Source organism: Marinococcus sp. LNHM5E3-2.1 (genome assembly GCF_056034365.1).
This window is the reverse complement of record NZ_JBQLIB010000001.1, coordinates 775,059-801,981: the sequence shown is the minus strand read 5'-3', so window position 1 is coordinate 801,981 and position 26,923 is coordinate 775,059. Positions and strand designations below refer to the sequence as shown.

The 26,923-nt window shown below is 53.8% G+C and carries 23 protein-coding genes and 1 other RNA gene; 8 read left to right on the top strand and 16 right to left on the bottom strand.

Going from position 1 to position 26,923, the window contains the following annotated elements; all coding sequences use genetic code 11:
- Positions 1–7: 7 nt before the first annotated feature.
- Positions 8–403 carry a gamma-glutamylcyclotransferase family protein gene (locus ACTRXH_RS04150; RefSeq protein WP_474280716.1) on the top strand — a complete coding sequence of 132 codons (396 nt, stop codon included), beginning with the start codon at positions 8–10 and terminating at the stop codon, positions 401–403.
- Between the two features lie 12 nt (positions 404–415).
- Here the strand turns inward: ACTRXH_RS04150 and ACTRXH_RS04145 are convergent, their stop codons facing one another.
- Entirely contained in the window at positions 416–1,222 is an 807-nt protein-coding gene (locus ACTRXH_RS04145) for a YihY/virulence factor BrkB family protein (RefSeq protein WP_474263423.1), read from the bottom strand.
- A gap of 86 nt (positions 1,223–1,308) precedes the next feature.
- On the opposite strand from ACTRXH_RS04145, the gene ACTRXH_RS04140 reads away from it, so the two are divergent.
- Positions 1,309–2,079: a S1 family peptidase gene (locus ACTRXH_RS04140; RefSeq protein ID WP_474280714.1), complete on the top strand. Its 771-nt coding sequence runs from the start codon at positions 1,309–1,311 to the stop codon at positions 2,077–2,079.
- Between the two features lie 180 nt (positions 2,080–2,259).
- On the opposite strand, the gene ACTRXH_RS04135 is transcribed toward ACTRXH_RS04140, so the two are convergent.
- Positions 2,260–3,858: an ABC-F family ATP-binding cassette domain-containing protein gene (locus ACTRXH_RS04135; RefSeq protein ID WP_474280712.1), complete on the bottom strand. Its 1,599-nt coding sequence runs from the start codon at positions 3,856–3,858 to the stop codon at positions 2,260–2,262.
- A gap of 174 nt (positions 3,859–4,032) precedes the next feature.
- Between ACTRXH_RS04135 and ACTRXH_RS04130 the strand changes: the two genes are divergently transcribed.
- From ACTRXH_RS04130 to ACTRXH_RS04110, 5 genes are all read left to right on the top strand, one after another.
- Entirely contained in the window at positions 4,033–4,848 is an 816-nt protein-coding gene (locus ACTRXH_RS04130) for a uroporphyrinogen-III synthase (protein WP_474280710.1), read from the top strand.
- A gap of 4 nt (positions 4,849–4,852) precedes the next feature.
- A complete protein-coding gene (locus tag ACTRXH_RS04125; protein ID WP_474280708.1) occupies positions 4,853–5,722 on the top strand; it encodes a S1 RNA-binding domain-containing protein in 870 nt (289 codons plus the stop codon).
- A 239-nt stretch (positions 5,723–5,961) separates the two neighbouring features.
- Positions 5,962–6,558 (top strand): hypothetical protein, encoded by a 597-nt coding sequence (locus tag ACTRXH_RS04120; protein WP_474280706.1) that lies wholly within the window; start codon positions 5,962–5,964, stop codon positions 6,556–6,558.
- A gap of 33 nt (positions 6,559–6,591) precedes the next feature.
- Positions 6,592–6,885, top strand: a complete 294-nt coding sequence (locus tag ACTRXH_RS04115) for a hypothetical protein (protein WP_474280704.1) — start codon at positions 6,592–6,594, stop codon at positions 6,883–6,885.
- Between the two features lie 260 nt (positions 6,886–7,145).
- Positions 7,146–8,846 (top strand): DNA-binding protein, encoded by a 1,701-nt coding sequence (locus tag ACTRXH_RS04110; RefSeq protein WP_474280702.1) that lies wholly within the window; start codon positions 7,146–7,148, stop codon positions 8,844–8,846.
- A gap of 903 nt (positions 8,847–9,749) precedes the next feature.
- Here the strand turns inward: ACTRXH_RS04110 and ACTRXH_RS04105 are convergent.
- The 7 genes from ACTRXH_RS04105 to ACTRXH_RS04075 form a co-directional block, all read right to left on the bottom strand.
- Positions 9,750–10,265 (bottom strand): metal-dependent hydrolase, encoded by a 516-nt coding sequence (locus ACTRXH_RS04105; protein ID WP_474263406.1) that lies wholly within the window; start codon positions 10,263–10,265, stop codon positions 9,750–9,752.
- Between the two features lie 40 nt (positions 10,266–10,305).
- Positions 10,306–12,732, bottom strand: a complete 2,427-nt coding sequence (gene parC, locus ACTRXH_RS04100) for a DNA topoisomerase IV subunit A (RefSeq protein ID WP_474279350.1) — start codon at positions 12,730–12,732, stop codon at positions 10,306–10,308.
- Positions 12,733–14,709 (bottom strand): DNA topoisomerase IV subunit B, encoded by a 1,977-nt coding sequence (gene parE, locus ACTRXH_RS04095; RefSeq protein WP_474263402.1) that lies wholly within the window; start codon positions 14,707–14,709, stop codon positions 12,733–12,735.
- Between the two features lie 168 nt (positions 14,710–14,877).
- Positions 14,878–15,282, bottom strand: a complete 405-nt coding sequence (locus ACTRXH_RS04090; RefSeq protein WP_322525042.1) for a CoA-binding protein — start codon at positions 15,280–15,282, stop codon at positions 14,878–14,880.
- Between the two features lie 36 nt (positions 15,283–15,318).
- Entirely contained in the window at positions 15,319–16,857 is a 1,539-nt protein-coding gene (locus tag ACTRXH_RS04085) for an ABC transporter permease/substrate-binding protein (RefSeq protein ID WP_474279352.1), read from the bottom strand.
- Entirely contained in the window at positions 16,854–17,930 is a 1,077-nt protein-coding gene (locus ACTRXH_RS04080; RefSeq protein ID WP_474263398.1) for an ABC transporter ATP-binding protein, read from the bottom strand. Before ACTRXH_RS04080 ends, ACTRXH_RS04085 begins: the two co-directional genes overlap by 4 nt.
- 125 nt (positions 17,931–18,055) lie before the next feature.
- The gene (locus tag ACTRXH_RS04075; RefSeq protein WP_474279354.1) at positions 18,056–19,573 is read right to left on the bottom strand and encodes a carboxypeptidase M32; all 1,518 of its coding nucleotides are present in this window, start codon (positions 19,571–19,573) and stop codon (positions 18,056–18,058) included.
- Positions 19,574–19,659: 86 nt separating this feature from the next.
- Between ACTRXH_RS04075 and ACTRXH_RS04070 the strand changes: the two genes are divergently transcribed.
- Positions 19,660–19,965, top strand: a complete 306-nt coding sequence (locus ACTRXH_RS04070) for a HesB/YadR/YfhF family protein (protein WP_474279356.1) — start codon at positions 19,660–19,662, stop codon at positions 19,963–19,965.
- On the opposite strand, the gene ACTRXH_RS04065 is transcribed toward ACTRXH_RS04070, so the two are convergent.
- From ACTRXH_RS04065 to ACTRXH_RS04035, 7 genes are all read right to left on the bottom strand, one after another.
- Positions 19,962–21,107: a THUMP domain-containing class I SAM-dependent RNA methyltransferase gene (locus ACTRXH_RS04065; protein WP_474280700.1), complete on the bottom strand. Its 1,146-nt coding sequence runs from the start codon at positions 21,105–21,107 to the stop codon at positions 19,962–19,964. The two genes, ACTRXH_RS04070 and ACTRXH_RS04065, sit on opposite strands and share 4 nt — an antisense overlap.
- A gap of 93 nt (positions 21,108–21,200) precedes the next feature.
- Positions 21,201–21,584, bottom strand: an RNA gene (gene rnpB / locus ACTRXH_RS04060) — RNase P RNA component class B.
- Positions 21,585–21,655: 71 nt separating this feature from the next.
- On the bottom strand, positions 21,656–22,063 hold the full coding sequence (locus ACTRXH_RS04055; protein WP_474263390.1) for a ribonuclease HI family protein: 408 nt from the start codon (positions 22,061–22,063) through the stop codon (positions 21,656–21,658).
- Positions 22,064–22,081: 18 nt separating this feature from the next.
- Positions 22,082–22,474, bottom strand: a complete 393-nt coding sequence (gene gpsB, locus ACTRXH_RS04050) for a cell division regulator GpsB (RefSeq protein ID WP_474263388.1) — start codon at positions 22,472–22,474, stop codon at positions 22,082–22,084.
- Between the two features lie 125 nt (positions 22,475–22,599).
- Positions 22,600–23,157, bottom strand: a complete 558-nt coding sequence (locus ACTRXH_RS04045) for an SLOG family protein (protein WP_474263386.1) — start codon at positions 23,155–23,157, stop codon at positions 22,600–22,602.
- Complete coding sequence (locus tag ACTRXH_RS04040) at positions 23,154–24,401, bottom strand: ribonuclease H-like domain-containing protein (RefSeq protein WP_474279376.1); 1,248 nt, start codon at positions 24,399–24,401, stop codon at positions 23,154–23,156. The genes ACTRXH_RS04045 and ACTRXH_RS04040 overlap by 4 nt, the downstream gene beginning before the upstream one ends.
- Complete coding sequence (locus ACTRXH_RS04035) at positions 24,391–26,703, bottom strand: DEAD/DEAH box helicase (RefSeq protein WP_474279360.1); 2,313 nt, start codon at positions 26,701–26,703, stop codon at positions 24,391–24,393. Before ACTRXH_RS04035 ends, ACTRXH_RS04040 begins: the two co-directional genes overlap by 11 nt.
- Positions 26,704–26,923 lie beyond the last annotated feature (220 nt).

The window sequence follows — 26,923 nt, the reverse complement described above, 5'->3', positions numbered from 1 at the left end:
GTCCAGAATGCAGACAGTATTTGTATATGGTACTTTGTTGCGAAAATTAAACAATTATCACTACATTCAAAACAGTGTATACGAAACGAAACAAGGAATAGTGAAGGGGTTTTTATACAATACAGGCCCGTATCCTGCAGTTGTTGTCGATAGGGACGGAATGAATATTGTAGGAGAATGGATACAAATAGATGATGGGGCTATGAGTGTGCTGGATTGGCTCGAGCAGTATGAACAGCCGGGACAGGCGAACGAATATGAAAGGGTGTGGGTGAAAGACTCTTGGGGAGAAAAAGAAGGGTGGATTTACACGTACACCCTTTCCCAGGCAGAACGTTACCCACTTATTCCTTCAGGATCCTGGCGTGAACATTTGCTGTCCACCGGAGGGGAACAGGATTGAAAAAAGCTATACTCAAATAGCTTTTTTGTCTCTTTCATGAAGACAGGCATTCCATTCTCCACCAAGAAGAATTGCAAACCCAGTAAGGTAAAACCAGAGCATGAGTACGATGAGATTGCCTAAATTGCCATATATCATAGAATAATCACTGATACTGACATAAAATGAAAATCCAAAAGAAGCTGCCTGCCAAGTGAATAGGGCAAGAGTAGCCCCGGGAAGGGATTCCTTCCAGGTGGTTTTACGATTCGGTACTACTTTGTAAATCATGGCAAGAATCGCACCTATGACTAAAAAACTGATGATCCAGCGAATCCAGCTCCAAAGCTGCAGGAAATAATCATCTAGGCCGATAAAGCGAAAAAGAAAAGCACCGAGCGGTTCACCATAAATAGGAAGCAGGAGGGATAAAATGATAGCGAGCAGCAGAGATAAAACGATAATGATGCCTTTTCCCAACATGGATACAAAGGAAGGAAGCTTTAGCCGGTAGGCAGCATTAATTGCACGGATAATGGCAAGTGTACCCATAAGGCTCAGCCAGAGTGTAGCGGCTGTACTGAGTGACAGCAGTCCTACGGACTGGGAATTCAAAATGGCATTTAGGTTGTTCTGTATAATCGTAAAGGCTCCCCCCGGAACATAGGTGCTTATAAGCGAAAGGATATCGTCTGTATTGATGGAAAAAAATCCGATAATACTGATCATCAGCATTAACAGAGGGAGCATAGCGAGAAGAAAGTAATAAGCCAGCTGAGCCGCGATGTCATAGATTTTATCTTCAATGCTTTTTTTAAAGAAAGATTGGAGAAAATGCATAAGATAATCCTCCTTTTTGCGGAAGTCCCTTTTTCTCATTATAATACAGAAGTAGAGAATGAGAAGAGGCGGAAAAGGAGAGGTGTATGAGAAGAGACGAAGAAGGGGAAGAACGCCTCGAAGGTGAACCGGATCCGGAAGACTTTGAGCCGGGTCCGCCGCGAAAGCCGAAAAATAAGCGCCGTGGTTTGTTCAGGGTAGTAGCATTGCTGATGGCAGGGATGCTGGTTTTTCAATCCGCCTATTATTTAATTGATACCTTCCGTTTGGATGCGTGGTCTTTTTTAACCGCTTCTTATCAGCTTTCCAAGCAGGAGGATGTTCAGCAGTGGCAAGAGGCAGTCACGAAAATACAGGCAATAGAAAACGGGGAAACGTCTTTTGGGACTGGCTTTTTCGTTGAAGACGCCAGCGTTTTCATTACAAATTATCACGTAGTCGAAGGAGCGGACAGTGTAGCGGTCGAAACCAGGGAGGGCGACCTTGCAGAAGCAGCAGTGGAAGCTGTAGATAAGCAGGCTGACCTTGCCATTGTGACAATGAATGAGCAGTGGGAAGGGGGCGGCGTTACACTTGCGGACACGAGTGCACCTGCCGGTTCGGACGTTATCGTGATCGGGAATCCGCTCGGCTTTTCAGATGTCGCCAACCGGGGAGAGATCATTGAGAGGGAGGAAGAGCAGCTGGTGCTTGAAGCTCCCGTGTTCAACGGAAGCAGCGGCAGCCCGGTGCTGACAGAAGCAGGAGAGGTGGCCGGGGTCGTGTTTGCGAGCAGAGAATATCAGGGGGAACGATACGGACTCGCGGTGCCTGTGGAGCAGGTGCACGAGGCAATCGCTCGAACAGAAGACAATTAAAAGCAGCATATTACCGCGGATGGGGCAGGTTCGTGGTAATTATTCTAAATAAATAAAAATTTCATTTACCGTATTTATAATAAAAATTAATTTTATAATTAAGAAATGCAAAATTATAAATGAACATTAAAAAGCACCAGGGGACAAACACCCTGATGCCTGATAGATTACATAAAAACGTTACGCGCGAGCATACTGCTCTTCAATATACTCATCGTAGCTCATCTCTTTATCGATTAAACCGTCCGGAGTGAATTCAATAATCCGGTTGGCGATCGTCTGAACAAATTCATGGTCATGAGACGTGAAGAGCACTGAACCGTTAAAGGACTTCAGGCCGTTGTTCAATGCCTGGATAGCTTCGAGGTCAAGGTGGTTGGTCGGCTCATCCATAATAAGAACGTTCGCACCGCTTAACATCATTTTGGAAAGCATGCAGCGGACCTTTTCGCCACCGGAAAGCACATCCGCTTTTTTAAATACTTCTTCGCCGGAAAAGAGCATCCGTCCAAGGAAGCCACGAATAAATGTTTCGCTCTGGTCGTCCGGGGAGTACTGGCGCAGCCAGTCCACCAGGTTAATGTTCAGGCCTTCAAAGTAAGCAGAATTGTCTTTTGGGAAGTAGGAGCGGCTGGTGGTCAGTCCCCATTTGTAGTCGCCGCTGTCCGGCTCCATTTCGCCGGCTAAAATCTGCAGCAGAACGGTTTTTTTCGTTTCCTCTTCGCCTACAAACGCTACTTTGTCCCCGCTGTTAAGGGTGAAATTGACGTTATCAAGCACTTTGACACCATCAATAGTTTTCGACAGATTTTCGACAGTCAGCAGGTCCTTGCCAAGCTCCCGGTTCGGCTTAAATTGCACGAATGGATACTTTCTCGAGGAGGGCTTGATGTCATCAAGAGAAATTTTATCCAGCGTCTTTTTCCGGGAGGTGGCTTGTTTGGACTTGGAGGCGTTTGCGCTGAAACGGGCAATGAAATCTTTCAGTTCCTTGATTTGTTCCTCTTTTTTCTTGTTCTGCTCGCGGGCCATCTTCTGGGCGAGCTGGCTGGATTCGTACCAGAAGTCATAATTGCCGACGTACAGTTCAATTTTGTTAAAGTCGAGGTCCGCAATATGCGTGCATACCTGGTTCAGAAAGTGACGGTCGTGGGAAACGACAATGACCGTGTTTTCAAAGTTGATCAGAAACTCTTCGAGCCAGTGAACCGCCTGCACGTCCAGGTTGTTGGTCGGCTCGTCGAGAAGCAGAACGTCCGGATCGCCGAACAATGCCTGCGCGAGCAGTACTTTCACTTTCTGGGAACCGCTTAACGAAGACATCGGCTTCTGGTGCAGATCCTCTGTAATGCCGAGACCCTGCAGCAGCTGGGCAGCTTCTGTTTCCGCTTCGTACCCGTTCATTTCCGCAAATTCCGCTTCAAGCTCTGCAGCTTTCATGCCGTCTTCGTCGGAAAAGTCGGGTTTCATATAAATTTCGTTTTTTTCGTTCATCACTTCATACAGGCGGCTGTGGCCCATAATGACCACATCGATAACCGTGTATTCCTCATACGCGAAGTGATCCTGCTTCAGCACGGCAAGCCGCGAATCTTTATCCATGATTACATTTCCGCTCTGGGAATCAATTTCCCCGGAAAGAATTTTTAAGAACGTGGATTTGCCGGCCCCGTTCGCCCCGATCAAGCCGTAGCAGTTGCCGGGAGTAAACTTTATATTAACGTCTTCAAATAAAATTTGATCCCCGAACCGGAGCCCAACGTTTTGTACATCAATCATGTTCATATCTCCTTTATAAATAACAGTCTTTTTCATACTAACACGCAGCAGTTCAAAATGAACAGGGAAAGGGACGGTTTTCCGCAGAAAAGAAGACCGGCACTGCTGTCAGATACAGAAAAAGCATGATATAGTAAATGCAGAAAACGGTTAGAGACCAAAGGAGGCATTTCGGTGGCCAAAGGATTAAGCGGACGGCAGGTGATTCTTGCCGCATCCCGGAAAACAGAGGAAATGGAAGAGTTGATCCGGCGGCAGGGGGGAGAGCCGCTTAACTACCCGCTCCAGGGCACCTCATTTTTAAATGAAGACCAGCTTCGGGCTCCGATGCGGGCCTATCTGGAGCAGCCGGTGGACTGGAGCATATTCATGACGGGCATGGGACTGAACGCAATGCTTGATATTGCAGAGGAGGAAGGACTCCGGGAAGCTTTTGTGCAAAAAATCCAGCAGACAAAGGTAGCGGCCCGTGGATACAAGACCGCTAATGTCCTAAAAGGCCTGGACTGCGCTATCGCGGCCCGTGATGATGACGGGACGACCGAAGGCATGATCCGTGCTCTTGACGGCCACGATTTCCGGCAGAAGCAGGTGATGGTGCAGCTGCACGGGATTGAAAACCCGAGGCTCCGCCGGTACCTTGAGGATCACGGAGCCGACGTGTATGACATTCTGCCGTATCAGCATACGCCTCCGGAAGAAGCGGTGGCGTCCGCATGCCTCGAAGACCTTTTGAATGCAGAAAGTGACGCTATCTGCTTTACAACCGCCATTCAGGTGCACGCTCTCTTTCAGCATGCCGCAAAGGCAGGACGCACTGAAGAGCTGCAGGAAGCGCTCAGCCGCCAGGTGGTTCCGACGGCGGTCGGGAAAGTAACGGCGGAAGCGTTAAAAGAAAGAGGCATTGAAGACTACGTGGTGCCGGAAAACGAACGGATGGGCGCCATGATTGTCGCTTTATCCAAACATTTTGAACAACGAAAGGACTAATCCATTGAAACAACTATTCTCACGCATGCAGCGATGGAACGTATTGAATGATAAAGGCGAGTACTATGTTCTCGCTTCGGGAGCCCAAATTGCCCGACTGTATAAAGAAGATACTGACGAAGAGCTTTCCTCCGGGGACCAGGTGGAGGCGATCAGCTGGTTTGACGAAGAAGGAAACAAGCGGCTGGATGTGCATCTGCCGGAAGTAGAAGAGGAGGGCTTTGCCTGGCGGGCAGTCGTGACAAGCGACGCAAGCCATGGCATCGAAGTAGCGGTCGACGAACGGTGGAAGGCGCCGTTGGAACGGCATGATTACCTGCAGGATGAAGCGTACTGGCCCGCTCCGGGAGAGTTTCTGTTTGTGCACCTGGAGTACACAGCCAGCGGCCTGAGAGCCTTTCCGGCAAATGAAGACGATGTGCAGCAGCTAATGGCACCTGCCCCCGCAGAGCTGCACCATACGTGGCTCGATGCTACGGTTTACAGTTCACCGCCGTTCGGGGCCTTTTTATTAACCGCAGACCGTTATAAAATCTTCATCCATGAATCGGACTGGACCCACCGGCCGCGCGTAGGGGAAGAACTGAAGGCACGTATTACCCACCGCCAAGAGGACGGGTCGCTAAACGCCTCGATGTATCCGCCAAAGGAAATAGCGATCGGCGAAGACGCCCGGCTGCTTCTGGATCGGCTGCAGCGGGAGGGCGGCACGCTCCCATTCGGGGACCGGAGCAGTCCGGAAACCATCCGGAGGGAATTCGGTCTCAGCAAGGCAGCGTTCAAGCGGGCGGTTGGTTCGCTGTTGAAGGAAAAGCACATCCGCCAGGAAAACAACACGCTGATCCTCGAGCATTCGGAGGGGCACAAAGAGTAATGGCTTCAGGTTTTACGAAACCGGGCGGCATATCATTACAGAAGAGCGGACCCTCCCAGGGCCGCTTTTTTTATGGGATGAATACATTAACCGCCGGGCGCCTCTTTAGTTTGAGCTTGAGCGGAAGCATGTTCCCGCGGGCTCTGGACCTAAAGTATGTTTATGAAACGAGTGTGGCTTAAGAACAAACAGATACGGGTATGGTACATGCAATCATACTTTTGAATGGTGGTGGGACAGTGAGCAGCAAGAAGAAAAGCTCCAAAAGCAATGACAACCTTACCTACGCGTTCATGGCTGCCGGCAGTTTAATCGGCGGGGCGCTGCCATTGCTGCGCAAAGATATCGGTAAAAAAACAGAAAAAAACGTCAATCAGACCGCAAAAAAAGCCCGGAAGCTGAGTCCGGAACCGCTGAGCCAGGCCATTAAATCCGGGCAGGGCATGGAGAAAAAAACCAAGGGGACGGTGAAAACCGTCAAGCGGGCCGCCAAAGTATCAGCGGCTGCCTTTGCAATGGCCAAGGTGCCGAAAAAGATTAAAAAGAAAATTTACACTCTGCGCTACCATGTGGGTGAAGCCGTCATCCATACCGGCGAAAAAATTCAGGGCCCTGCGTATGACCCTGAGCGGACCGCTGCTGATCGTGAGAACAGCGGGGAGCAGCCTTCGTCTGAAACCGGGGAAAGTGCTATAGAAGCTTCTGACAGCAGTGGAACCGAAGACGCCTGGGAGCAGGAAGAAGAGTACGAGGAAGAAAAATTTGAAGGCACGAAAGCCTCGACGCAACAACCGGCAAAAGCAATCAAAAAATTAAAAAAAGCATCCAATGCCTAAGTGAACCTATACTAATTTAATGAGGTGAAGCGAATGGAACCTAAGTTCAAGATTTTTCATAACGACGAAACATTGAGTGAAACGATTGATAAACTTCGCAATGACGGGATCCGGGACGAGGATATGTACATCCTGGCGTACGATAATGATCACGACCGCCGGTCTGCAGGGAGAAAGATTATTTATTTCCATTTTAACCAGTGTACGAATATCTCATCCAATAGACAGCAGCCATCGGAGAAAAGGGCACATACCTCTGCTGCTTACAGGGATTTTGGTGTGCGTTTCGTAATTTATCTCAAAAGTGATCATATTCCCGGAGAATGATTGTATGCTTCTGCGGTTGAAAAATACGAGTGGCACGATGGACGCTCATGCTATGGTGGAGCGGGAGCATTTTTTATCACCTATGAGGAAGGAGACGATAATCTGTCAGGTACTAAGGCGGGAATTCCTCTATAAGACAAGTGCCCGTTGCTGCTTTACAATGAAAGTACATATAAACGGTTAAGACCGCTGGCTAAACAGGCGGCTCATGCCGCTCAGATGCCAACCGAACCTAATTCTATGACGCTTGGAGTGTTTTTTTGACTATTTTACTGACTGCTTTACTTGTGATGATTTTTTCTTTTATTGCCGCTCTGGTTATTACTATTCTCCGCCCGCGTTTATTGGTTAAATCCGTTTTGCCTGCGCTTGCGCTGACATTTGTTTTAGCCGTGATTGCCAGCTACTTTTTCCTTCCAGCCTGGACGATGCTGTCACTGGCTGGGCCCAACCTCGTCGCCCTGCTGGTTTTCAGCGCCATCTTTTACTCCCTGGCCAGGACTTCAGGAGAAGGAGTGCCTGATAAAAGCATCAATATCTCCGCTCTTGGCGGTACGGTGATCCTTCTCTTTCTGATTGTGCTTCTGGTACGGAGCCTGTTTGGCTACGGGGAGACGCACGAAGCGATCGACAACAACAGCCAGGTAGCGGACAATCCCCCTTCGTTTTCCGAGGAGGAGACGCCTGTCCAGGTGGCGCCTGAATCCGCCCGTAATAAAATGCAAAAAGCAATGTCGGAAGTGGAGAACGCGCAGTTTTATGACTTTGGAGACATTCAGGCCCAGGTGATCGACGGGGAGCCGATGTATGTCGCCAATGTGGATTACACGAACCTGTTCCGCTGGTTCCGTGGTGATGGAACGCCGGGATATTTCCAGATTTCTGCGGTCGACCCGAACGACAATCCGACCTTTGTGGAATCGTCCATGCAGTACACCAACAGCAGCTTTTTTAACGAGAAGCTGAACCGGGTGATTTACAGCGCCTTTCCATCCTGGTACCAGAGCGGGAGCACCTATCTGGAGGTGGATGAGGAAGGGAAACCCTGGTACGTTCAAACGGTCTATCAGAACCGCACCTTAACGTGGCACACGGATCATACCAACGCGCAGGTGGTGATCGTTGATCCTGAAACAGGGGACGCGTCCAAGTACAAACCTGATGACGCTCCGTCGTTTGTGGAAAGTGTGTACAGCCCGGCGATGGCGAGTGACATGAACGACAAGTACGGAAAATACGGGCAGGGGCTTTTTAATTACATGTTTGGAAAAGAGGATGTGCTGATTCCAAATGAAAACGGAACCGAGAATAAGGTCACCCCGGTTTTTGATGCAGAGGGAAATATGAGCTACTTTACCGACTTTACCAGCCCGAATGAAGACTCGGACTCCACGCTCGGCGTATCCTTTATTGACGCCCGCACCGGAGAGCTTCGACTGTACAACGGCGAGGAATATACAGGGGCGATGGACACCCAGGGAGCGCGCGGCATCGTGAACCGTCAGTTCCCGGAGAAAGAATGGACCGGCAGCATGCCGATCATGTACAACATTAACGGCAATGCGACCTGGGTGGTTAATACGCTCGATCCGGCAGGTTTGTTCCGGCAGTACGCCTACATTAAAGCGAATGATGCCGACGTATACGCGTTTGGCGACACCGCGCAGGGGGCGCTGGAAAATTATCGCTCCGCGCTTGCCTCTACCGATGAAGGCGTGCAAGCGAGCGAAGCCGACCGGGAAGAAGCGGAAGGAACGGTCGACCGGGTCGTCATCACGTCCGGCGCCGAGGACGCCAATCTTGTCCAGTTTAAGCTTGAGGGCGATGAAACCCTTTATGTCTACAACACCTCCAGTGATGCTGACGCTGTGCTGATGCAGGAAGGCGACGAGATCAGCTTTACGGTCAACCGCAGCGAAGACATTGGCACGGTCCAGGAAATCACCGACCAGCCGTGGTAGGGATTAGCGGCTGGCACGATTCTTTATAATATAAGCAGCGCGCTCTCAGTAATTTAACTGCCCGCAGAGACATGTACGTGTCTTTGAAACGGCCCGGAGCGGGAGCGGTGTCTCAGGGCAATTAAAACAGCACCTACCCGCGGTTTTACAGAGCGGGAGCGTCATTTTTCCGGCGATATGCCGGAAATGATCTGAAAAGACCCCCGAAGGAGTCTTTTTTATTGCTCATGGACACAGAAAACACTTCGAGTTTCAAATGGCTCCAGGGAACGAATGGAAGCAAGAATCGTCTCAGTTGATTTTGAGACAAACAAAAAGCGGAAAATGGGCTTGTGTTGATTAAATAGCAAGGGATATAAACGGCTATTAGGAGCGAGTTAAAAAATGCTTGTAAAAAAATCGAATCTGAAACTGACGGACACGCATCAAAAGTATCTGAACAGCCGTTGAAAATGGCTGGTATCATAGCAGAATCATTCTTTTCATCAGCTGCCGGAAACCGTCATTACAATTAAAAAGTTTGTTGTCAGCTGAAATGAACAATCGTCTTGGATGCGGACAGGAATGCACGCAGTGTAAAATAATGAGCCCGGCGGGGAAAGCTTAGCATGAAGGGTATCAATTATCGCAGTTGACCTGTCGGAGTGACAGTACAGACGATTCAAGGCAAAGCCTGAATAGGAAAGCTGATTCCTGAAAGGGAAGGCGGAGATATAAAGCTAAAATGACAGCCTGACGTAATTCATTTATTTCTAGTTAACATAATATATATTATCGGAAGTTAGTGATATATTGTTTCAATACTAAAGATAACTTCGTGTTTTGAGACAAAACAAATAAAAAGCACCAGTATCATTCTGTACTGATGCTTTCTTCATTCATTGGCTTTTTTGGCATGTTCGTTTACAGCGTGACATCAATCGAAAACAGCTGAAAGCTCACGTAAAATAAACCGGCGATGAGCAAGGCGTTGATCAGCCCTTCGCCAAAGGTGGATCCGGTTTTTGTCGTAAATGGGAACCGAAAGGCATAGTGCAGCGGAAACAGCACATGGACGCCTTTGGTGGTCATCATGTCGAGCACAATATGGCTTAAAATTCCGAGGCTGATGCCCCACTGCAGTGCGAGTCCCCATCCTTCCTGCCACTGGGCAAGGGCCATGAAGACAAGCAGCACGAGCAGAAGGCTGTGGGTAAAGGTGCGGTGCCCCACCAGCTTCGAAATCAGATGGGAAACGCCCGGCACCCGCCTCCCCATCCATGAGTTTGGCTGGCAAATGTCCGGGGCCAGGCCCCCGAAAACCAGGCTTGCGACATAAATACTGGTCTCCCATTCAAAAAAGGCAAACGGCACCGGCGTCAGCCACTGGACGGCCAGGCCGCCGGTGACTGCTCCGATCACATGTGTTCCTGCTTTCATGATTGTTCAGCGTCCTTTTTGAAAGTGATCGGAGTGGGATTTACTGGTACGGAATATCCTTCCATACGGCTTCAATCACTCCGTGCTTTTTCGTATCAATAACATAGGAACCATTGCTGTAACGGTCCACCCGCCGGTATTTTGCCGGGTCAATCGTGACCGTCATATTTTTCGTCCGGGCCTGCAGCACAAATGGCTCGCCATTTAGAATATAGCTCGCGATGATCCGGTGCGGCCTGGATTTAACTTCCTTCCAGAGAACGACCCCCCGCTTGGCCCGGTTCGTTATTGGAATATCATCCAGACTCATGCGTTTAACGCCGCCGCGCTGGGTGACCATGACCGCATCCTCGGTTTTATAGGCCGAGGTTACATGTGCCCCGGTGACCACATCCCCGTCTTTTAAATCAATCGCTTTGACACCGGCCGCGCGGACACCGACGGGAGAAACCTCCTGTTCATGGAAGCGGAGACCGTAGTTTTGATGAGTCGTGAGAAACAGCTCCTGCTCCCCGTTTGTCTGGTACACGGAAAGCACTTCGTCCCCGTCCTTTACATTTACTCCAATCATGGAGCGTCCGTAGCGCGATGCCTGATAGGCGTTCATCGCCGTTTTTTTGATCATGCCCTGGCGGGTGATAAACACAAAATAATCCTCTTCGGTAAACTCCTGGACCGGCACGACGGCCACCAGCGCATCCCCCGGGTCAAGCGGGGAAATGTTGCCGATATGCTGGCCATTATCCTTCCAGCGGATTTCGGAAAGCATATGTACCGGCAGGTAGATAAACTGTCCTTTTTTCGTAAACAACAGCAGCATATCTGTTGTATTCATGTCGCGGAAAAACAACAGGGCGTCTTCCTCTTTCATCCCTGGCGGTTCGGTGTTTGAAGCCGCGTAGGAGCGCTGGCTCGTTCGTTTAATGTAGCCCTCTGCTGTGGCGGTCACAATAACATCCTCGGACGGAATCATCACTTCGCGGTCGATCTTAAGCTCTTCGATTTCCGCTTCAATCACGGTGCGGCGGGTGTCGTCATACTGCTTTTTGACTTCCTGCAGCTCCTTTTTCACGACCTGCTGCAGTTTCTTTTCGCTCGAGAGGATGCCGCGGAGCCGCTTGATTTCCTTTTCGAGCTCTCCGGCTTCTTTTTCGAGCTGGGTAACATCAGTATTGGTTAAGCGGTACAGCTGCAGGTTCACGATGGCCTCGGCCTGGGCATCGGTGAAGGCAAACTGCTCAACCAGGTTTTCCTTCGCGTTTTTCTTGTTTTCCGACTGGCGGATCGTATCAATCACCTGGTCTAGTACGCTGATCGCCTTAATCAGGCCTTCTACGATATGCTGGCGCTGCTCCGCTTTGTTGAGGTCAAACTGGGAGCGATTGGTGACGACACTCCGCCGGTGGCTGATGTAGGCATCAAGCAGCTGCTTTAAATTCATCAGCTGCGGAGTCCGGTCATTAATGGCGACCATATTGAAATTGTACGACACCTGAAGGTCCGTCATTTTGTAATAAAAGTTCAGCACGCTCTGGGCGTCGGCATCTTTTTTGAGTTCAATGACGACCCGGAGGCCGGTCCGGTCCGTGTCATCACGCACTTCGGCGACCCCGTCGACTTTACGGTCAAACCGGAGCTCATCCATCTTCTTTACGAGCGTGGACTTGTTTACTTCATACGGCAGCTCGGTAATCAGAATCTGTTCCCGGCCGCCCCGCACCTGCTCGATGCTCGTTTTGGCCCGGACGACGACTTTCCCCCGGCCGGTCTCATACGCCTGGCGGATGCCTTCCTTGCCCTGAATGACACCGCCGGTCGGAAAATCGGGTCCCTGCACGTACTGCATCAGTTCGTCGGTTGATACCGACGGCTTTTCGAGCTGCGCGACCGCGGCATCAATAATTTCCCCCAGCTGATGCGGCGGAATATCGGTCGCATAGCCGGAGGAAATGCCGGTGGATCCGTTGATCAGTAGGTTCGGAAATTTCGCCGGCAGAACCGTCGGCTCCTCCTGCGTGTCATCAAAGTTGGTCACGTGCTCCACCGTCTGTTTTTCGATATCTTTCAGCAGTTCGGACGAGACGCTCGCGAGACGCGCTTCCGTGTAACGCATGGCCGCCGGCGGGTCGCCGTCGACGGAGCCGTTGTTGCCGTGCATTTCGACGAGCGGGGCACGCACCTTCCATTCCTGGCTCATCCGAACCATGGCTTCATACACGGAGGAATCCCCGTGCGGATGATAGTTCCCGATGACGTTCCCGACCGTTTTTGCTGCTTTGCGGAATGGTTTATCCGCAGTGTTGCCGTCCTGAAGCATTGCAAACAGAATCCGGCGCTGCACGGGCTTTAACCCGTCGCGTGCGTCCGGGAGGGCACGTTCCTGAATAATGTATTTGCTGTAGCGCCCGAAGCGTTCGCCGAGAACGTCTTCGAGACGAAGATCCAAGTATTGTTCTGCATCAGCCACTTACGGTTCCTCCTTAATAATCTGCAAATCAGTGTTATCCAAAATATTCAAGTCTTCTTCCATACCGAACGCCACGTTGGATTCAATCCACTTGCGCCGGGGCTCCACTTTATTGCCCATCAGCGTGGATACGCGACGGTCCGCGCGGGCGCCGTCCTCCACGGTTACCCGGATGAGGGTCCGGCTGTCCGGATTCATGGTCGTCTCCCACAGCTGGGAGGCGTCCATTTCCCCGAGGCCCTTGTAGCGCTGGATGGCGTATCCTTTACCAATGCGCTGAATAGCTTCCTGGAGGCCATTCTCCTCCCAGGCGTATTCGGATTTCTGCTTGGGGCCGCTTCCTTTGCTGACCTTATAGAGCGGCGGCAGGGCAATATAGACTTTCCCCGATTCCACGAGCTCCCGCATGTAGCGGTAGAAAAACGTCAGCAAAAGCACCTGAATATGAGCACCATCGGTATCAGCGTCTGTCATAATCACAACCTTGTCGTAGTTCCGGTCTTCGAGGGTGAAGTCCGTGCCGACACCGGCGCCGAGGGCATAGATGATGGTCCGGATTTCTTCGTTTTTCATAATATCATCGAGCTTCGCTTTTTCCGTGTTAATGACCTTGCCGCGCAGCGGGAGCACAGCCTGAAATTTACGGTCGCGCCCCTGCTTGGCCGAGCCGCCGGCCGAATCCCCTTCGACGAGATACAGCTCATTGCGATCCGGGTTTTTGGACTGCGCCGGGGTGAGCTTGCCGCTCAAGAGCGCGTCTTTTTTCCGGTTCTTTTTACCATTCCGGGCTTCCTCCCGGGCTTTGCGCGCGGCTTCCCGCACCTGGGCGGCTTTGATGGCTTTTTTGATCAGCATTGTGCTGACCGTCGAGTTTTCCTCCAGAAAATACGTCAGGCGGTCCGTAATGTACTGATCCACCGCGGAGCGGGCCTCCGGCGTACCAAGCTTGCTTTTCGTCTGCCCTTCAAACTGCAGCAGATGCTCCGGAATCCGGATGGAGACCACGGCGGTCAGCCCTTCACGGATGTCACTGCCGTCGAGGTTTTTATCTTTCTCCTTTAACAGCTGCAGCTTGCGGGCGTGTTCGTTGAGCACCCGGGTAAACGCCGAACGGGCGCCGGACTCATGCGTACCGCCGTCGCGGGTACGGACATTGTTCACAAACGACAGCATGTTCTCCGTATAGCCGTCGGTGAACTGAAACGCAAAGTCCACCTCGATATCCTGGGCCTTTCCTTCAAAGGACACGACCGGATGCAGGGTTTCCTTGTCTTCGTTTAAATACTCCACAAACGCCTGAATGCCGGTGTCAAACTGAAACTCTTCGGTCACCGGTTCTTTGTCACGCTTATCATGCAGACGGATGCTTGTGCCCTTCAACAGAAACGCAGCTTCGCGCAGACGTTCTGCCAACACATCAAACTGGTAGTGCACCGCGTTGAACATGGAAGCGTCCGGCTTGAACCGGATCGTCGTCCCGGTTTTTTTGGTATTCCCCTTCTGTTCAAGGGTCGTCACCGGACGGCCGCCGTTTTCAAAGCGCTGCTCGAAAATCTGGTTGTCCCGGTAAATAGTGACTTCAAGCCATTCCGACAGGGCGTTGACCACCGAGGCCCCGACGCCGTGCAGCCCTCCGCTTGTAGCGTAGCCGCCCTGGCCGAATTTCCCGCCGGCGTGAAGCACGGTCAAAATCACTTCCGGAGTCGGCTTGCCGGAGCTGTGGGTGCCGGTCGGCATGCCCCGGCCGTGGTCGGATACAGAGACGCTTCCGTCCTTGTGCAGTGTCACTTCGATCACGCTGCCATAGCCGGCGATCGCTTCATCGACCGAATTATCAAGAATTTCAAAAACAAGATGGTGAAGCCCGCGGCTGTCCGTGCTGCCGATGTACATGCCCGGACGTTTCCGGACCGCTTCGAGCCCCTCCAGTACTTGAATGGATTCATCGTTATATTGATAGGATTTATCTGCTGCCACTCCTGTCTCTCCCTTCTTCGTTCTCCGTTCTAGTTATATTTCATACTAACACAGTTTGTCAATGAACGGGAACATATGTTTCAATTTCGGGGCCATCCCTTCTGCAGACAGGAAAACCTTGGCAGGAAAGTCCCGCCAAGGTTGGATGCTGTTCGGTATAATCGGTGCTTACGCGATGGCATGCTCCACTTTAATGCAGCGGTCCATGATCACCGTCATGCCTGCATTGGCCGCAATATCGTACGCTTCCTCGCTCACCAGGCCGAGCTGGGCCCAGAACACGTCTGCGTCCACCTGGGCTGCTTCCTCGGCCACGCCTTTGAGGAACTCGCTGCGGCGGAACACATTGACGATATCAATGTGGCCCTCAATGTCCTTCAGCGAGTCGACGGCCGGAATGTCAAAGACTTTTTCCACCGTCGGATTGACTGGAATGATCTCATAGCCCGCTTCAAGCATGACTTTGCTGATCTGGTAGGACGTCCGGTACGGGTTATCCGACAGGCCGACGACCGCGATGCGTTTGCTTCGGTCGAGAATGGCCCGTATTTCTTGTCGTTCAGGGTTTTTCATTGGTTCTGCCTCCTTGAGATACGAATCTACTGCCTGTTAGTTGCTGCCAAGCAGGTTGTTTTCTTCGAGGTAGTCCCGGGCTACTTCCCGGTGGTCGGCGCCTTCATAGTCCACCTCGTAGTTCATTTCCTGCATTTCTTCATTGGTAATCTGGCCGCCGAGGCGGTTTAATGCTTCTTCGAGACCAGGGTTGTCATCCAGGGTTTCCTGCTTTAACAGCGGAGCCCCCTGGTACGGCGGAAATACATTTTCATCGTCTTCAAGTACGGTAAGCCCGTACTCTATGATATACGCATCGGTGGAGTAGGCGTCAATCAAATCGATCTGGCCTTCCTGCAGAGCATTGGAACGAAGGCCGGCGTCGAGGGTTTCCACTTCGTCAAACTCAAACCCGTATGCGTCTACAATAGCGGGATAGCCATCGGTCTGACGGTCGGCGAACTCAAAGGTAAACCCGGGCACAAGCTCATCGGTGTGCGGCTCGAGATCAGAGATGGTCTCAATGCCCAGGTCTTCAGCTTCCTCTTCGCGGAGCGCCAGAGCATACGTATTGTTGTACTCCATCGGCTCGAGATAGGCGAGGTCGTCATCGGCAAGCAGAGTGCGCGCTTCCTCGTATACTTCTTCCCGGGTGCTTCCGGCCGGCACGCCCTGGTCATACAGGTTGGCGGTAACGGTACCGGTGAACTCCGGATAAATATCAATGTCATCGGACTCCAGGGCGTTAAACGCAATGCTTGTACTGCCCAGACCGGCCTCAATGCTCGTATCGAGGTCGGTGTTTTCCTCAATTAACAGCGAATACATGTTGGCGAGAATTTCAGGTTCGGCTCCTTCCTTCCCGCCGATGACGAGCTCTTCCTGCTGGGTGGAGGCAAGCGCCGGCGTGATCACCACTAACAGAGCTACGCCGAGAACGACAGCAACCGGAGCGAGCGCTTTGCCCTGGGACGTGCGTTCCGTGATCCGCAGCACCAGGTCAAAAAACAGAGCCAGAAGGGCTGCTGGAATGGCGCCGAGCAGGATGTAGGCGTTGTCCGCGCGGTCGATGCCCGTCATGATGAAATCGCCGAGGCCCCCTGCGCTGATCAGAGCTGCCAGAGTGGCGGTCCCGACGATCAGCACCATCGAGGTCCGGATGCCGGCCATGATCACCGGCATGGCCATCGGCAGCTCAATTTTACGCAGGCGCCGGAAGGAATTCATCCCCATGCCGGTGGCCGCTTCCACGAGGGCCGGGTCCACGCCGGCGATGCCGGTGTAGGTGTTGCGCAGAATCGGAAGCAGCGCGTAGGCGGTCAAAGCGACCACAGCCGGCACGGTGCCGATCTGGTTCAGAATGAGAATCATGAACCCGAGCAGGGCGAGACTCGGAATCGTCTGCAGCACCGCGGCGATCCCGATGATCGGTTCGGCAATCGACCGCCGACGGGTCAGGAGCACCCCGACCGGAACCGCAATAAAGGAGGCGCACAGAAGCGAAATCAGGCTCATGTTGACGTGCTCCCAGACGAGGGTCCAGAACTGTCCCTGCTCGTCGGTGAACAGCTGATACGTATTTTCGAGTAAGTTCATGCCTCTGTGTCACCTCCTGCAGATGCGAGTTTCGCTTTTTGCAGAAACTGCATCACGTCCTTATAGCTGAGCGCTCCGACGAGCCGTCCTTCTTCGAGTACCGGCAGCGCTTCGGCATCAGTGTCATTAAAGGTCCTGAGGGCGTCATACAGTACATGATCCGGGGAAATCACGGTTTTCTGGGACGCAATGGAGTCGCCGTCCCGGCGGCCGAGAAACGTATCGTTCTGATCGAAAATATACAGTGGAGCCGGATACAGCGGCATTTCGGGCATGTCATGGACACTTGCAATGTACTGGCTGTCGCGGCCGCTCATGACCGAACGGACCGGGGTGTCCCATTCGTCCCGGCGGTCTCCGATAAAGTCTCGCACAAAATCATTGGCCGGCTCATTTTTCAGCTCACGCGGCGTGCCAATCTGGACGATGTCACCGTCTTTCATGAGGCAGATCCGGTCGCCGAGGGCAAGCGCCTCGTCCATGTCGTGGGTGACGAAAACAATCGTTTTTTGAATGTTCTGCTGCAGGGCGCGGATGTCCTCCTGCAGCTGTTCCCGGCTCAGCGGGTCGAGGGCACTGAACGGCTCATCCATCAGGATAATATCCGGATCCGCGGCGAGGGCCCGTATCACCCCGATTCGCTGCTGCTGGCCGCCGGAGAGCTCCGACGGCTTCCGGTTGCGGTATGTATCCGGGTCGAGGCCGACCATCTGCAGCAGTTCATCGACGCGTTCTTTGATCTCGTTTTTCTTCCAGCGCCGCATTTCCGGAACGACCGCAATGTTTTCGGCAATGGTCATCGTCGGAAACAGAGCAATCTGCTGCAGCACGTAGCCGACGTTCCACCTCAGTTCATGGCGGTCCCAGTCCCGGATGTCCTTGTCCTGAATCCGGATCGTACCGGTGCTTGGTTCGATCAGCCGGTTGATCATTTTCAGCGTGGTCGTCTTGCCGCACCCGCTCGGGCCGATCAAGACGAAAAATTCCCCCTGCTCGACCGTGGCGTTAAAGTTTTGAACGGCCGGGTCGTCGGCACCGGGAAACGTCTTTGCAATGTCAGTGAATGTAATCATGCCAATCCCCCTATTATGGTTCTGTTGCAAGGGACATCTAAATTATTAGAGTCTCTACTTTATTTCACAAAAGTGCATCCTTCAAACGTCCCGGGGCGGAACCCCCGCTGCATAGGGCAGCGGGATTAGGACCAGCGGTACAGGCTCTGGTATTTATGAGACAGGTGGGCAAGCAGCGGCTCCGGGTTGGTCCCTTCCCCGGTAGCGGCTGCAATGATGTCGGCCGGCCGTTTCATCCGGCCGTGCTGGTGCACGTGCTCGGTCAGCCAGTGCCGGATTGGTGCGAGGTCACCGCTTGTGATCAGATCATCGAACGCCGGCAGGTCACGCACCATGGCCTGCTGGAGCTGGGCCGCATAGATATAGCCGAGCGCATAGGACGGGAAGTAGCCGAAGGCGCCGCCCGCCCAGTGCACGTCCTGCAGTACCCCCTCTGAGTGGTTCGCCGGCACGACGCCGAGGTACTGCTTCATTTTTTCGTTCCAAGCCTCCGGCAGGTCCTTCACCTGCAGGCTGCCTTCGATCAGAGCTTTTTCCAGCTCGTAGCGGAGAATGATATGCAGGGAATAGGTCATTTCATCGGCTTCAATCCGGATCAGGGACGGTTCGACGCTGTTGACGGCAAAGTAGAAATCGTCGAGGGCCACGTGCTGAAACTGGCCGCCGCTGAGCTCCTGGAGCCTGCCGTAATTGTTTTCCCAGAACGAGCGGGTCCGCGCCACGAAATTTTCCCAGAACAGCGACTGCGATTCATGGATGCCCATCGACGCGCCGTCCGCCAGAATCGTTCCGGCCAGATCTGCACCGAGGTTTTGCTCATACAGTGCATGGCCGCCCTCGTGGATCGTGCCGAAGACGGCGGTGCGGAAGTCGGATTCGTCGTATTTGGTGGTGACCCGCACGTCGTTTTGGTTCAGGCCGACGGCAAACGGGTGCACGGTTTCATCAAGCCGGCCGGCATCAAAATCGTACGTCATCTGCCGGAGCACATGCTCACTGAAGGCCCGCTGCCGGTCCTTCGGAAAATGGGCATGCAGAAACGATGTGTCCGGCCGCACCGATGCTGCTTTTACTTGTTCCACAAGCGGCATCAGGCCGTCGCGGAGCCTGGAAAAGGTCGTATCCAGGGTAGAGACCGTCATGCCGGGCTCAAAGTCATGCAAAAGCGCGTTGTACGGGTGTCCGTCGTAGCCGAGATAATCCGCGAACCGGCGCTGGTAGGCTACGATTTCTTCGAGGTACGGTCGGAACCCTTCGAAGTCCCCGGACGCTTTCGCCTCTTCCCAGTACGATTCCGTTTTGGATGTAAGTGTCGTAAACGCCTGATACTCGTCGCGGGGCAGACGCTCCATCCGTTCCACTTCCGTGAGCGTTTCCTCCGCGGCTCTCCGGGTGACCGCAGACACCTGCGAGGCTGCCTCCGGCTCAAGCAGATACTGGCTCATTTCCTTCAGGCGTCCGGAGGTTTTCCGGGCAAACAGCTCGGTGGCAAGGGCCCCTACTACTTCGGAGCGTTCCTCCACCCCTTTTTTGGGCGCTCCGGTCCGTGCGTCCCATCCGAGCAGGCTGAGCGCCTGATTGTAAGCGTCCAGGCTGCGCTGTTCGGTCAAAAAATCCCTTTCGATCTGTACATAATCCGGCATCGTGATTCCTCCTTGTTATGAACTCTGTTTGTTGTGACTCTCTCCTTCATGATATAACAAAGAGTGGAAGGGAGCGAAAGATACGTATGCAAATGACAATTACGGAAGAAGCAGGCCGCCACTACAAGCAGGAAATGGACCTGGCCGACGGGGCGGCTGTACGCCTGTTTGTCCGCATCGGCGGTGTGGGTTCCGGCGGGTTTTCCATCGGGGTGGAGCCCGGGGACCCGTCCGCCGCCAGTTACTGGACGGAAGCGGGCGGTCTGCGTTTTTTTGTGGAACCGCAGGACCAGTGGTACCTCGACGGCATGACCATCAGCTATCATCCGGCCATCGACTACCTCCATTTTGACAACCCCCGGCTCGGGGATACTGATCACCCGAACAATTAGGACGGGCGGGGCGGCCGTGGCCCCCAGTACTGGTAATAATCCGTTTTGATGTTGCCGTTGTAGAGCTTGCGCCGTTTGGTCGCCTGCCGGCCGAACAGGGATTCAAACCGTTCATGGGACGTGAGCACGTAGTAGGACCAGGTCGGTGTATCCCGGGCGATGCGGCCGAGCGCCCGGTACATTTCCTCCACCTCTTCCATTTCCCCGATTCTTTCCCCGTACGGCGGATTACTGATAACGGCGCCGTACTCGCTCTTTGGCTTAAAGTCCCGCGCCGCCATCTGCTTGAACGTGATCAGGCCGTACATGCCGGCTTCTTTGGCGTTTTCCTCCGCAACTTCGATGGCCTTCGGATTCAGATCGGTGCCGGTAATCATAAGCGGCTGTTCGTCGCGGATGAGGTCCTCGGCTTCCTGGCGCGCCGCCTCCCACTGCATGGCTTCGGCCCATGGCCACGTTTCGCTCGCAAACGAGCGGTTCACGCCGGGGGCCATGTTCTGGCCGATCATGGCAGCTTCAATGGGGATCGTGCCCGAGCCGCAGAATAAATCGACGAGCGGGCGGTCCGGATGCCAGTTGGCAAGCATAATCATGGCTGCTGCCAGCGTTTCCTTGAGCGGCGCCTGGGCATGCGTTTCCCGGTAGCCGCGCTGGTTCAGCCCGGCCCCGGACGTATCGAGCGACAGCACGGCTTCGTCCTTATGCAGCGCCACCTCGAGCTTAAAAAGCGATCCGTTTTCCGGAAACCATTCGCTCTCATAGGACTGCTTGAGCCGTTCCACCACGGCTTTTTTGACGATCGCCTGACAGTCCGACACGCTGAACAGCGTGGATTTGACCGATCGGCCGCTGACGGGGAACTCGGCATTTTCGGGCAGGAACTGCTCCCACGGAAGGGCCTTCGTCTGTTCGAACAGCCCATCAAACGTTTCGGCGGTAAAAGCTCCAATCTTGATTTTCACCCGGCCGGCGGTCCTGAGCCACAGGTTGGCCCGGGCAATGCCTTCAGCGGGGGCTTCAAATTCCACCCGGCCGTTTTCGGTGCGCAGGTGCCGGTAGCCGAGCGCTTTGATTTCTTTGGCGACCAGGGCTTCAAGGCCCATCGTCGCCGTAGCGATTAATGTGTATGTTGGTTGGGTCATAGGTTCCTCCTTGGACGTAAAGGTCCGTTCATATCTACTAAAAAAACCCCTGAATTATACTCCAGGGGTTTTGCTTCAAGAAGCCGGGACCGTTCGTGTAAGCCATGTTCTGTTCCCTTGTGCTGCCAGCGGCTGTTCACCTTGCACTCGGGTGGTAATCATCTATCTGCAGAAAAAGTTCTGCCCTTTCGTTCCGTTGAATTTCTTCCGAAAGGCGCCCCTACCTAATTTTGGGTTTCTCGCTCGAGGGGTTTACCGCGTTCCACTCCGGCCGTTTCCAGCCGGACTACGTCACTGTGGCACTGTTCAGGGGACTCCAGCCATATCCGGACGGACACAGGCTGTTTCCCCGCCGTCAGCTCCGAAACGAAGCTGCTCTGACTTATGGTTTCGTCAGACACGAACACTACAGCCATCTCAGGCTGTGCGAGCATGGACTTTCCTCTGTATGGGTACATACAGCGATTACCTGAACGAATCCCGGCTCTTTATGGCCAGGTGCAATTATATCGGTTCCGGGCAGAAGAAGCAAGCAAAGAAACTGGGCATCAGCAGCGATCGGTCTTGCCCGAAGCGAGCACGGCCTGTCTGGCCAGCCGGTCAGCCGCGCGGTTGTCCCGGGAGGGCACCCATTTGAGAAAACAAAGGGGCAGCTCCTCTTCGGCGCGCAGAATTTTGGATAAATACGGCTGATAAAGCTTTCGTTTCACAAACCGCTTTTCCACCGACGCATTCACAAGCTGCGAATCGGTCCGGATCGAGGCCGAATGCCAGCCGCGCTCGCGGCAGAGCTCATACGCCTGCACACACGCTTCAAATTCCGCTTCGTTGTTGGTCAGGCAGCCGAGCGGGCGGGAAAATTCCTCCACGCTGCCGTCATCGTGCTTCACAAATATGCCGATACCGGAAGGCCCGGGCTGTCCGGCGCTCGCTCCGTCAATATGAATCGTCCGCATATGCCCGCGTCCCCGCCTTTAATCGTATAGTTTCTTGCCGAATACTTCTTTTTCGAGGTTCGAGAGCCGTTTTAAAATATCGTAATTGGTTGTCCCGGCGGCCGGTTCGGCTGCGGTGGTGTTCGAAGCGGTGTCCGTACTGCCGGCGCCGCTTTCGGACCGGGTGGAGGTCGACGACGTCACGGTGCGCTGGTAGCGGGAATCCCCTTCCGGCGATGCGGCGGTCCGCTGCTCCGGCGAGCGGTTCAGCTGGTCTTCGAGCTCGCGCACTTTCTGTTCGAACCGTTCATAATCCTGAATAATAATGTCCAAAAATTGGTCGACTTCGTCTTTGTTGTAGCCTTTGACACTGTTTTTAAAATCTTTGTCTAAAATGTCTTTGGCAGATAACTGTGTCTGTTCCATCAGCAAGGACCACCTCTGCTTTATTTGTATGATACATTCGCGGCCGCCGGCACCTGCCGGGCGGATAACCGCGTATTTATCTGTTTATATTCTTTCAGAATACATAAAAAAAGTCAATTTCCTTCCCGGGACTACCCGTCCCACTCCCGTTCCGCTTCCTCGCGCACGGTTTCCTCAAGGTCTTCCGGCACGATGGTATAGACCGGATAATGATCGCTCTCCTGCCGTCGTTCGGCGGAGGCAAGCATATACCTGGGCACGCCCTCCTGTTCCTCGTCATACAAAATCAGAAGAGCGTCCGTATGGGAAATAATAAAGTCGTTTTTGGCCTTCAGCTGCGACGGATTGACGTACGGGCGCTTGGAAATCGCGTCCACGTAGTCTGCGCTCTGCTTCAGCTCCGCGTAAGCGGTGCGGACGTGCTCCGGCCAGATGGAGTCCTGTTCAAGAAACGGCTCAAGCACGGCGAGCTGAATATGGTCATACTCCTCCCGTAAGCTGTTCCATGCTTCAGCCGCCCACCATTCCACGCCGGGCTGCCCGGAAATAATCAGCCATTCGCTTCCCTCTTCAATCAGCGCCCGCAGCCGCTTTTCGAGCGTTTTTCGGATGTAGGCAATCTCTGGGGCGTCGTCTTTGAAGATGCCGAGCTCTGCCGGCTTGTACCCGGTCGCTGCGAGCCGCCTCAAGACGTCCGCCCCCGTTTGTTCATCAGCCGCTCAAGCCGTTTGTGCAGGTCCGCCTGCTGCCCGGCCGGAAGCGTGATCCCTGCCCGTTCGGCCTTGCTCTGGACCCCTGCGGCGTACAACAGCGCCCGTTCGGGGTTTTTCGCCTGGTGCTCTTCCCATTTGGCAAGCTCCACGCCAGCCTCAAGCGTATACCGCGAATCCTCGTTGCGCTCCCAGACCTTTTCAAACCAGGGAATGGCTTCGGCCTGCCGCTGCTGTTTCTTTAAATTGACGCCGTAGCGGTGCATCGTTTCGCCGTTCTCGTCCCCGCTTTCGACCATTGCGGTGTAGTGCTGGGCGCTTTTCGTCCACTCCTTCTGCTGATCAAACCACTTGGCGACGGCAAGCGATTGTTTTTCACTTGTACCGTCAGCGAGAATTCGTTTGGAAATATCAATGTAAAGCGTGATCAGTGACAAAATATCCTGCTCGTTATGCTCCATAATCCCGGTCACAAACTCGGGAAGCCCTTCGTTCACGTAGTCAAAGTACAGCATCGGCGCGAGGTAGCCCGGGGTGTCGTCGTGGCGGACAAATCCGAGAATATCCCGCTCCACCACGCTCAGCCGGCACGATTCCAGGCGTTCGGCAAACAGGCGCCGGCTCGCATGCAGAAGATCAAAGTGGCCGAAGGCCGGAAGCTTCGGCACCTGGTTGCGCACGAGGGTATGACGGGTCTGCACCTGCGGCCAGTCAAACGATTTGCCGTTGTAGGTGACCAGGTTTTCCGCCGAATAGCACTCGGTTAGAAAATAATGATACAGCGCCACCTCGTGCTCCGGCCCGGGGAGAAAGTACTGCGACACCTCGACCCGGTCCGCGTACACCCGGGCGCCGCCAAGCAGGAAGATGGTGGTGCCGGTCCCCCCTTTCAGCCCGGTCGTCTCGGTATCAAAAAACAGCAGGTCCTCCGGCCGCCGGTTCTCCGGGTGCAGCGGATGAAACGCGGGCTCCTCCTTCCAGCGGTCAAACACGGTAAACAGCTCGCCAAACGAGGCGCTGCCGTGGATATAGTCAAGCGGATACGTTACGGTTCGTTTTAAAATCGTTTCCCCGTCATAATGCTTCGGCACCGCGCCAAATGCTTCCCATTCATCGAGGTGAAAAATCCCTCCCTCCTCCCCCTTTTTTTCTTCGGTAGGAGCGGGCGCAGAAGGGGCTTCCTCCTGCAGATGCGTTTTCATTCGTTTAAGTTTATTTTTCATGCTCACGGTCGGTACTCACCTCCTGTTCGGCCTGAAGCCGGTGAATGAATGCGAGCACGGTCGCTTTCGTGTTTCCGCTCAGCATAATATCCGACCCGATGCAGGACGGGCAGCCGTCCTGGCACGGACAGGCCTCAATCAACGAGGCGCAGTCGCCCAGCACGTCGGGCAGGTCGGTGAAAATGGTGGAAGACAGCCCGACGCCCCCGGGATAGCGGTCGTATAAAAAGATAGTCGGCTGCTCCGAATGGGTCGCCTTCATCTGCGGTACCACGTGAATGTCGGACGGGTCGCACATGACCCGGACGGGCGCCGTGTGCCGGAGCACATTCGCAAGTCCCATCATCGCCTGCTCCAGCGTGTCGCGCCCAAACTCCTGGACGGTATCTTCGGGAAAATGGAGCCAGCAGGCATTTGTATGCAGCTCCTCCTCCGGCAGGTGCACGGTTCCGGAGCCGATGTTTTCAAATGTCGTCAGCTTGATTTTTTTAAAGATGGTCACCTTGGCGTGTACCATCACATCCCCAAAGCCGGCGTGGTACGACGGATAGTCGGACGTTTTATCCTCTTCGAGCACCTTCAGCTCGACGGCCATGTTGGCATCGGTGTAGTAGTCGACCCGCACCTCCTCCACATACGCTTTTTTTTCGTCCCAGTCCAGATAAATGACCTGGTACTGCACGCCCTGGTGAATGTAAATGGCTTCGTCATGCAGCAGAGTCATGGCGCTGAAGCGGTCCATCTGTCCGATCACCTTGGACGCGGACGGCACCGTCTGGTCGATGATGACGACGTTTTCCTGCGAGGCCGAGCGCAGGCTGATGCCGTGCGCCGGAAACGCATCGCTCATCCAGTACCATTTGGAGCCCCGGTGGTGCACGACGTTTTCCTCCGACAGGTACTCGAGCACGTCGTTTACATCAACCCCGCCGAACGTGTCATCGTCCCGGAACGGGAGCTCAAAGGCGGCACATTTCACATGGTCGACGAGAATGATCAGGTTATCGGGATGGATGCGCGCGGTTTCCGGATTTTTCTCCAGAAAGTAATCGGAATGCTGGATCATGTACTGGTCGATCGGGTTGGAGCTTGCGATCATGACGATCAGCGACTCCGACTGGCGGCGTCCCGCACGCCCGGCTTGCTGCCAGGCACTTGCAATCGAGCCCGGGTAGCCGGACATGATGCATACCTGCAGCTGCCCGATGTCGACGCCAAGCTCGAGGGCGTTGGTGGAAATCACGCCCATAATATCGCCGGAACGGAGCCCTTCCTCAATAGCCCGCCGCTGGTTGGGCAGATAGCCGCCGCGGTAGCCGGTCACGAGGCTCTGCTGGCCGGTCTGCCTGCTGTTCAAATGCTGCAGATGACTTAAAATGACCTCCACCATTACCCGGCTCTTCGTAAATACAATGGTCTGGACGTGCTGCTCGAGAAACGTATTGGCGAGTCGGTTAACTTCCGAAAGGACCCCTTTTCGGATATTCATCGCTTCGTTAATGACCGGCGGGTTGTAAAACACGAAATGCTTTTTCCCCTGCGGTGCCCCGTTGTTGTCCACAAGCTCAAAGGGCTGTTCGGTAAGGGTCTCGGCGAGCTCACGCGGATTGGCGATCGTTGCGGAGGTCGTGATAAAGGTCGGCTCTGCCCCGTAGTAGCGGGCAATGCGCAGCAGCCGGCGCAGGACGTTCGCCACGTGGCTCCCGAATACGCCGCGGTACGTATGAATCTCGTCAATCACGATATAGCGCAGGTGCTCAAACAGCGACACCCATTTGGTATGGTGCGGAAGAATCGCCGAATGCAGCATGTCCGGGTTGGTCATGACAATATGGCCGGCGCGCCGGATCGACTGCCGGATGGTCGGCGGTGTATCCCCATCATACGTGTAGCTGTTGATGGAAGCGCCGATCTCCTCGATAAATTCATTGATTTCGCTTTTCTGGTCCTGGGCAAGCGCTTTGGTCGGAAACAGATACAGGGCGCGTGCCTCCGGCTCGTCCATGATCGTCTGCAGCACCGGAAGGTTGTAGCACAAGGTTTTCCCGGAGGCAGTCGGCGTAATGGTGACCACATTGGCCTTGCGTCCGTAAGCTGCTTCAAACGCGGAATGCTGATGGGTATACAGCGAATCGATGCCTCGGGCGACAAGGCCGGCGCGGAGGCGCTCATGCAGCTGTTCCGGGAAAGGCGCTGTTTTAGCGGGCCGTGCTTCCACGGTATGCCAGAATTCTATATTGGGCGCAATGGACGTGTCAGTTTTCATCCACTGCATTAACTCCTGTAAGGATTGTTTTTTCATGGTTGCTCACCTCAGCATATTCCCATTATAGCGAATGTATGTTTGTTTTTCTATCCTGGCTGTTTTTGTTGTTATAACACAGAAAAGGCTTCCCGCCTATTACTGCGGGAAGCCTTTTCGGGACGTGAGCGTTATTTAGTGTTGGTGTGATAGTCATTAATCATATCGAGAATCGTCTGATTTTCCTCTTCCGGGGTATAACGGTCTTCTTTCGATCTTG

What these genes read in the sequence shown, in the direction of transcription:
- ACTRXH_RS04065 (WP_474280700.1), bottom strand. Translation starts at nt 21,107, where the DNA reads ATGACCCAACCAACATACACATTAATCGCTACGGCGACGATGGGCCTT.
- ACTRXH_RS04140 (WP_474280714.1), top strand. Translation starts at nt 1,309, where the DNA reads ATGAGAAGAGACGAAGAAGGGGAAGAACGCCTCGAAGGTGAACCGGAT.
- ACTRXH_RS04080 (WP_474263398.1), bottom strand. Translation starts at nt 17,930, where the DNA reads ATGATTACATTCACTGACATTGCAAAGACGTTTCCCGGTGCCGACGAC.
- ACTRXH_RS04115 (WP_474280704.1), top strand. Translation starts at nt 6,592, where the DNA reads ATGGAACCTAAGTTCAAGATTTTTCATAACGACGAAACATTGAGTGAA.
- ACTRXH_RS04105 (WP_474263406.1), bottom strand. Translation starts at nt 10,265, where the DNA reads ATGAAAGCAGGAACACATGTGATCGGAGCAGTCACCGGCGGCCTGGCC.
- ACTRXH_RS04040 (WP_474279376.1), bottom strand. Translation starts at nt 24,401, where the DNA reads ATGAAAAATAAACTTAAACGAATGAAAACGCATCTGCAGGAGGAAGCC.
- ACTRXH_RS04085 (WP_474279352.1), bottom strand. Translation starts at nt 16,857, where the DNA reads ATGAACTTACTCGAAAATACGTATCAGCTGTTCACCGACGAGCAGGGA.
- ACTRXH_RS04075 (WP_474279354.1), bottom strand. Translation starts at nt 19,573, where the DNA reads ATGCCGGATTATGTACAGATCGAAAGGGATTTTTTGACCGAACAGCGC.
- ACTRXH_RS04070 (WP_474279356.1), top strand. Translation starts at nt 19,660, where the DNA reads ATGCAAATGACAATTACGGAAGAAGCAGGCCGCCACTACAAGCAGGAA.
- ACTRXH_RS04035 (WP_474279360.1), bottom strand. Translation starts at nt 26,703, where the DNA reads ATGAAAAAACAATCCTTACAGGAGTTAATGCAGTGGATGAAAACTGAC.
- ACTRXH_RS04090 (WP_322525042.1), bottom strand. Translation starts at nt 15,282, where the DNA reads ATGAAAAACCCTGAACGACAAGAAATACGGGCCATTCTCGACCGAAGC.
- ACTRXH_RS04055 (WP_474263390.1), bottom strand. Translation starts at nt 22,063, where the DNA reads ATGCGGACGATTCATATTGACGGAGCGAGCGCCGGACAGCCCGGGCCT.
- ACTRXH_RS04145 (WP_474263423.1), bottom strand. Translation starts at nt 1,222, where the DNA reads ATGCATTTTCTCCAATCTTTCTTTAAAAAAAGCATTGAAGATAAAATC.
- ACTRXH_RS04135 (WP_474280712.1), bottom strand. Translation starts at nt 3,858, where the DNA reads ATGATTGATGTACAAAACGTTGGGCTCCGGTTCGGGGATCAAATTTTA.
- ACTRXH_RS04150 (WP_474280716.1), top strand. Translation starts at nt 8, where the DNA reads ATGCAGACAGTATTTGTATATGGTACTTTGTTGCGAAAATTAAACAAT.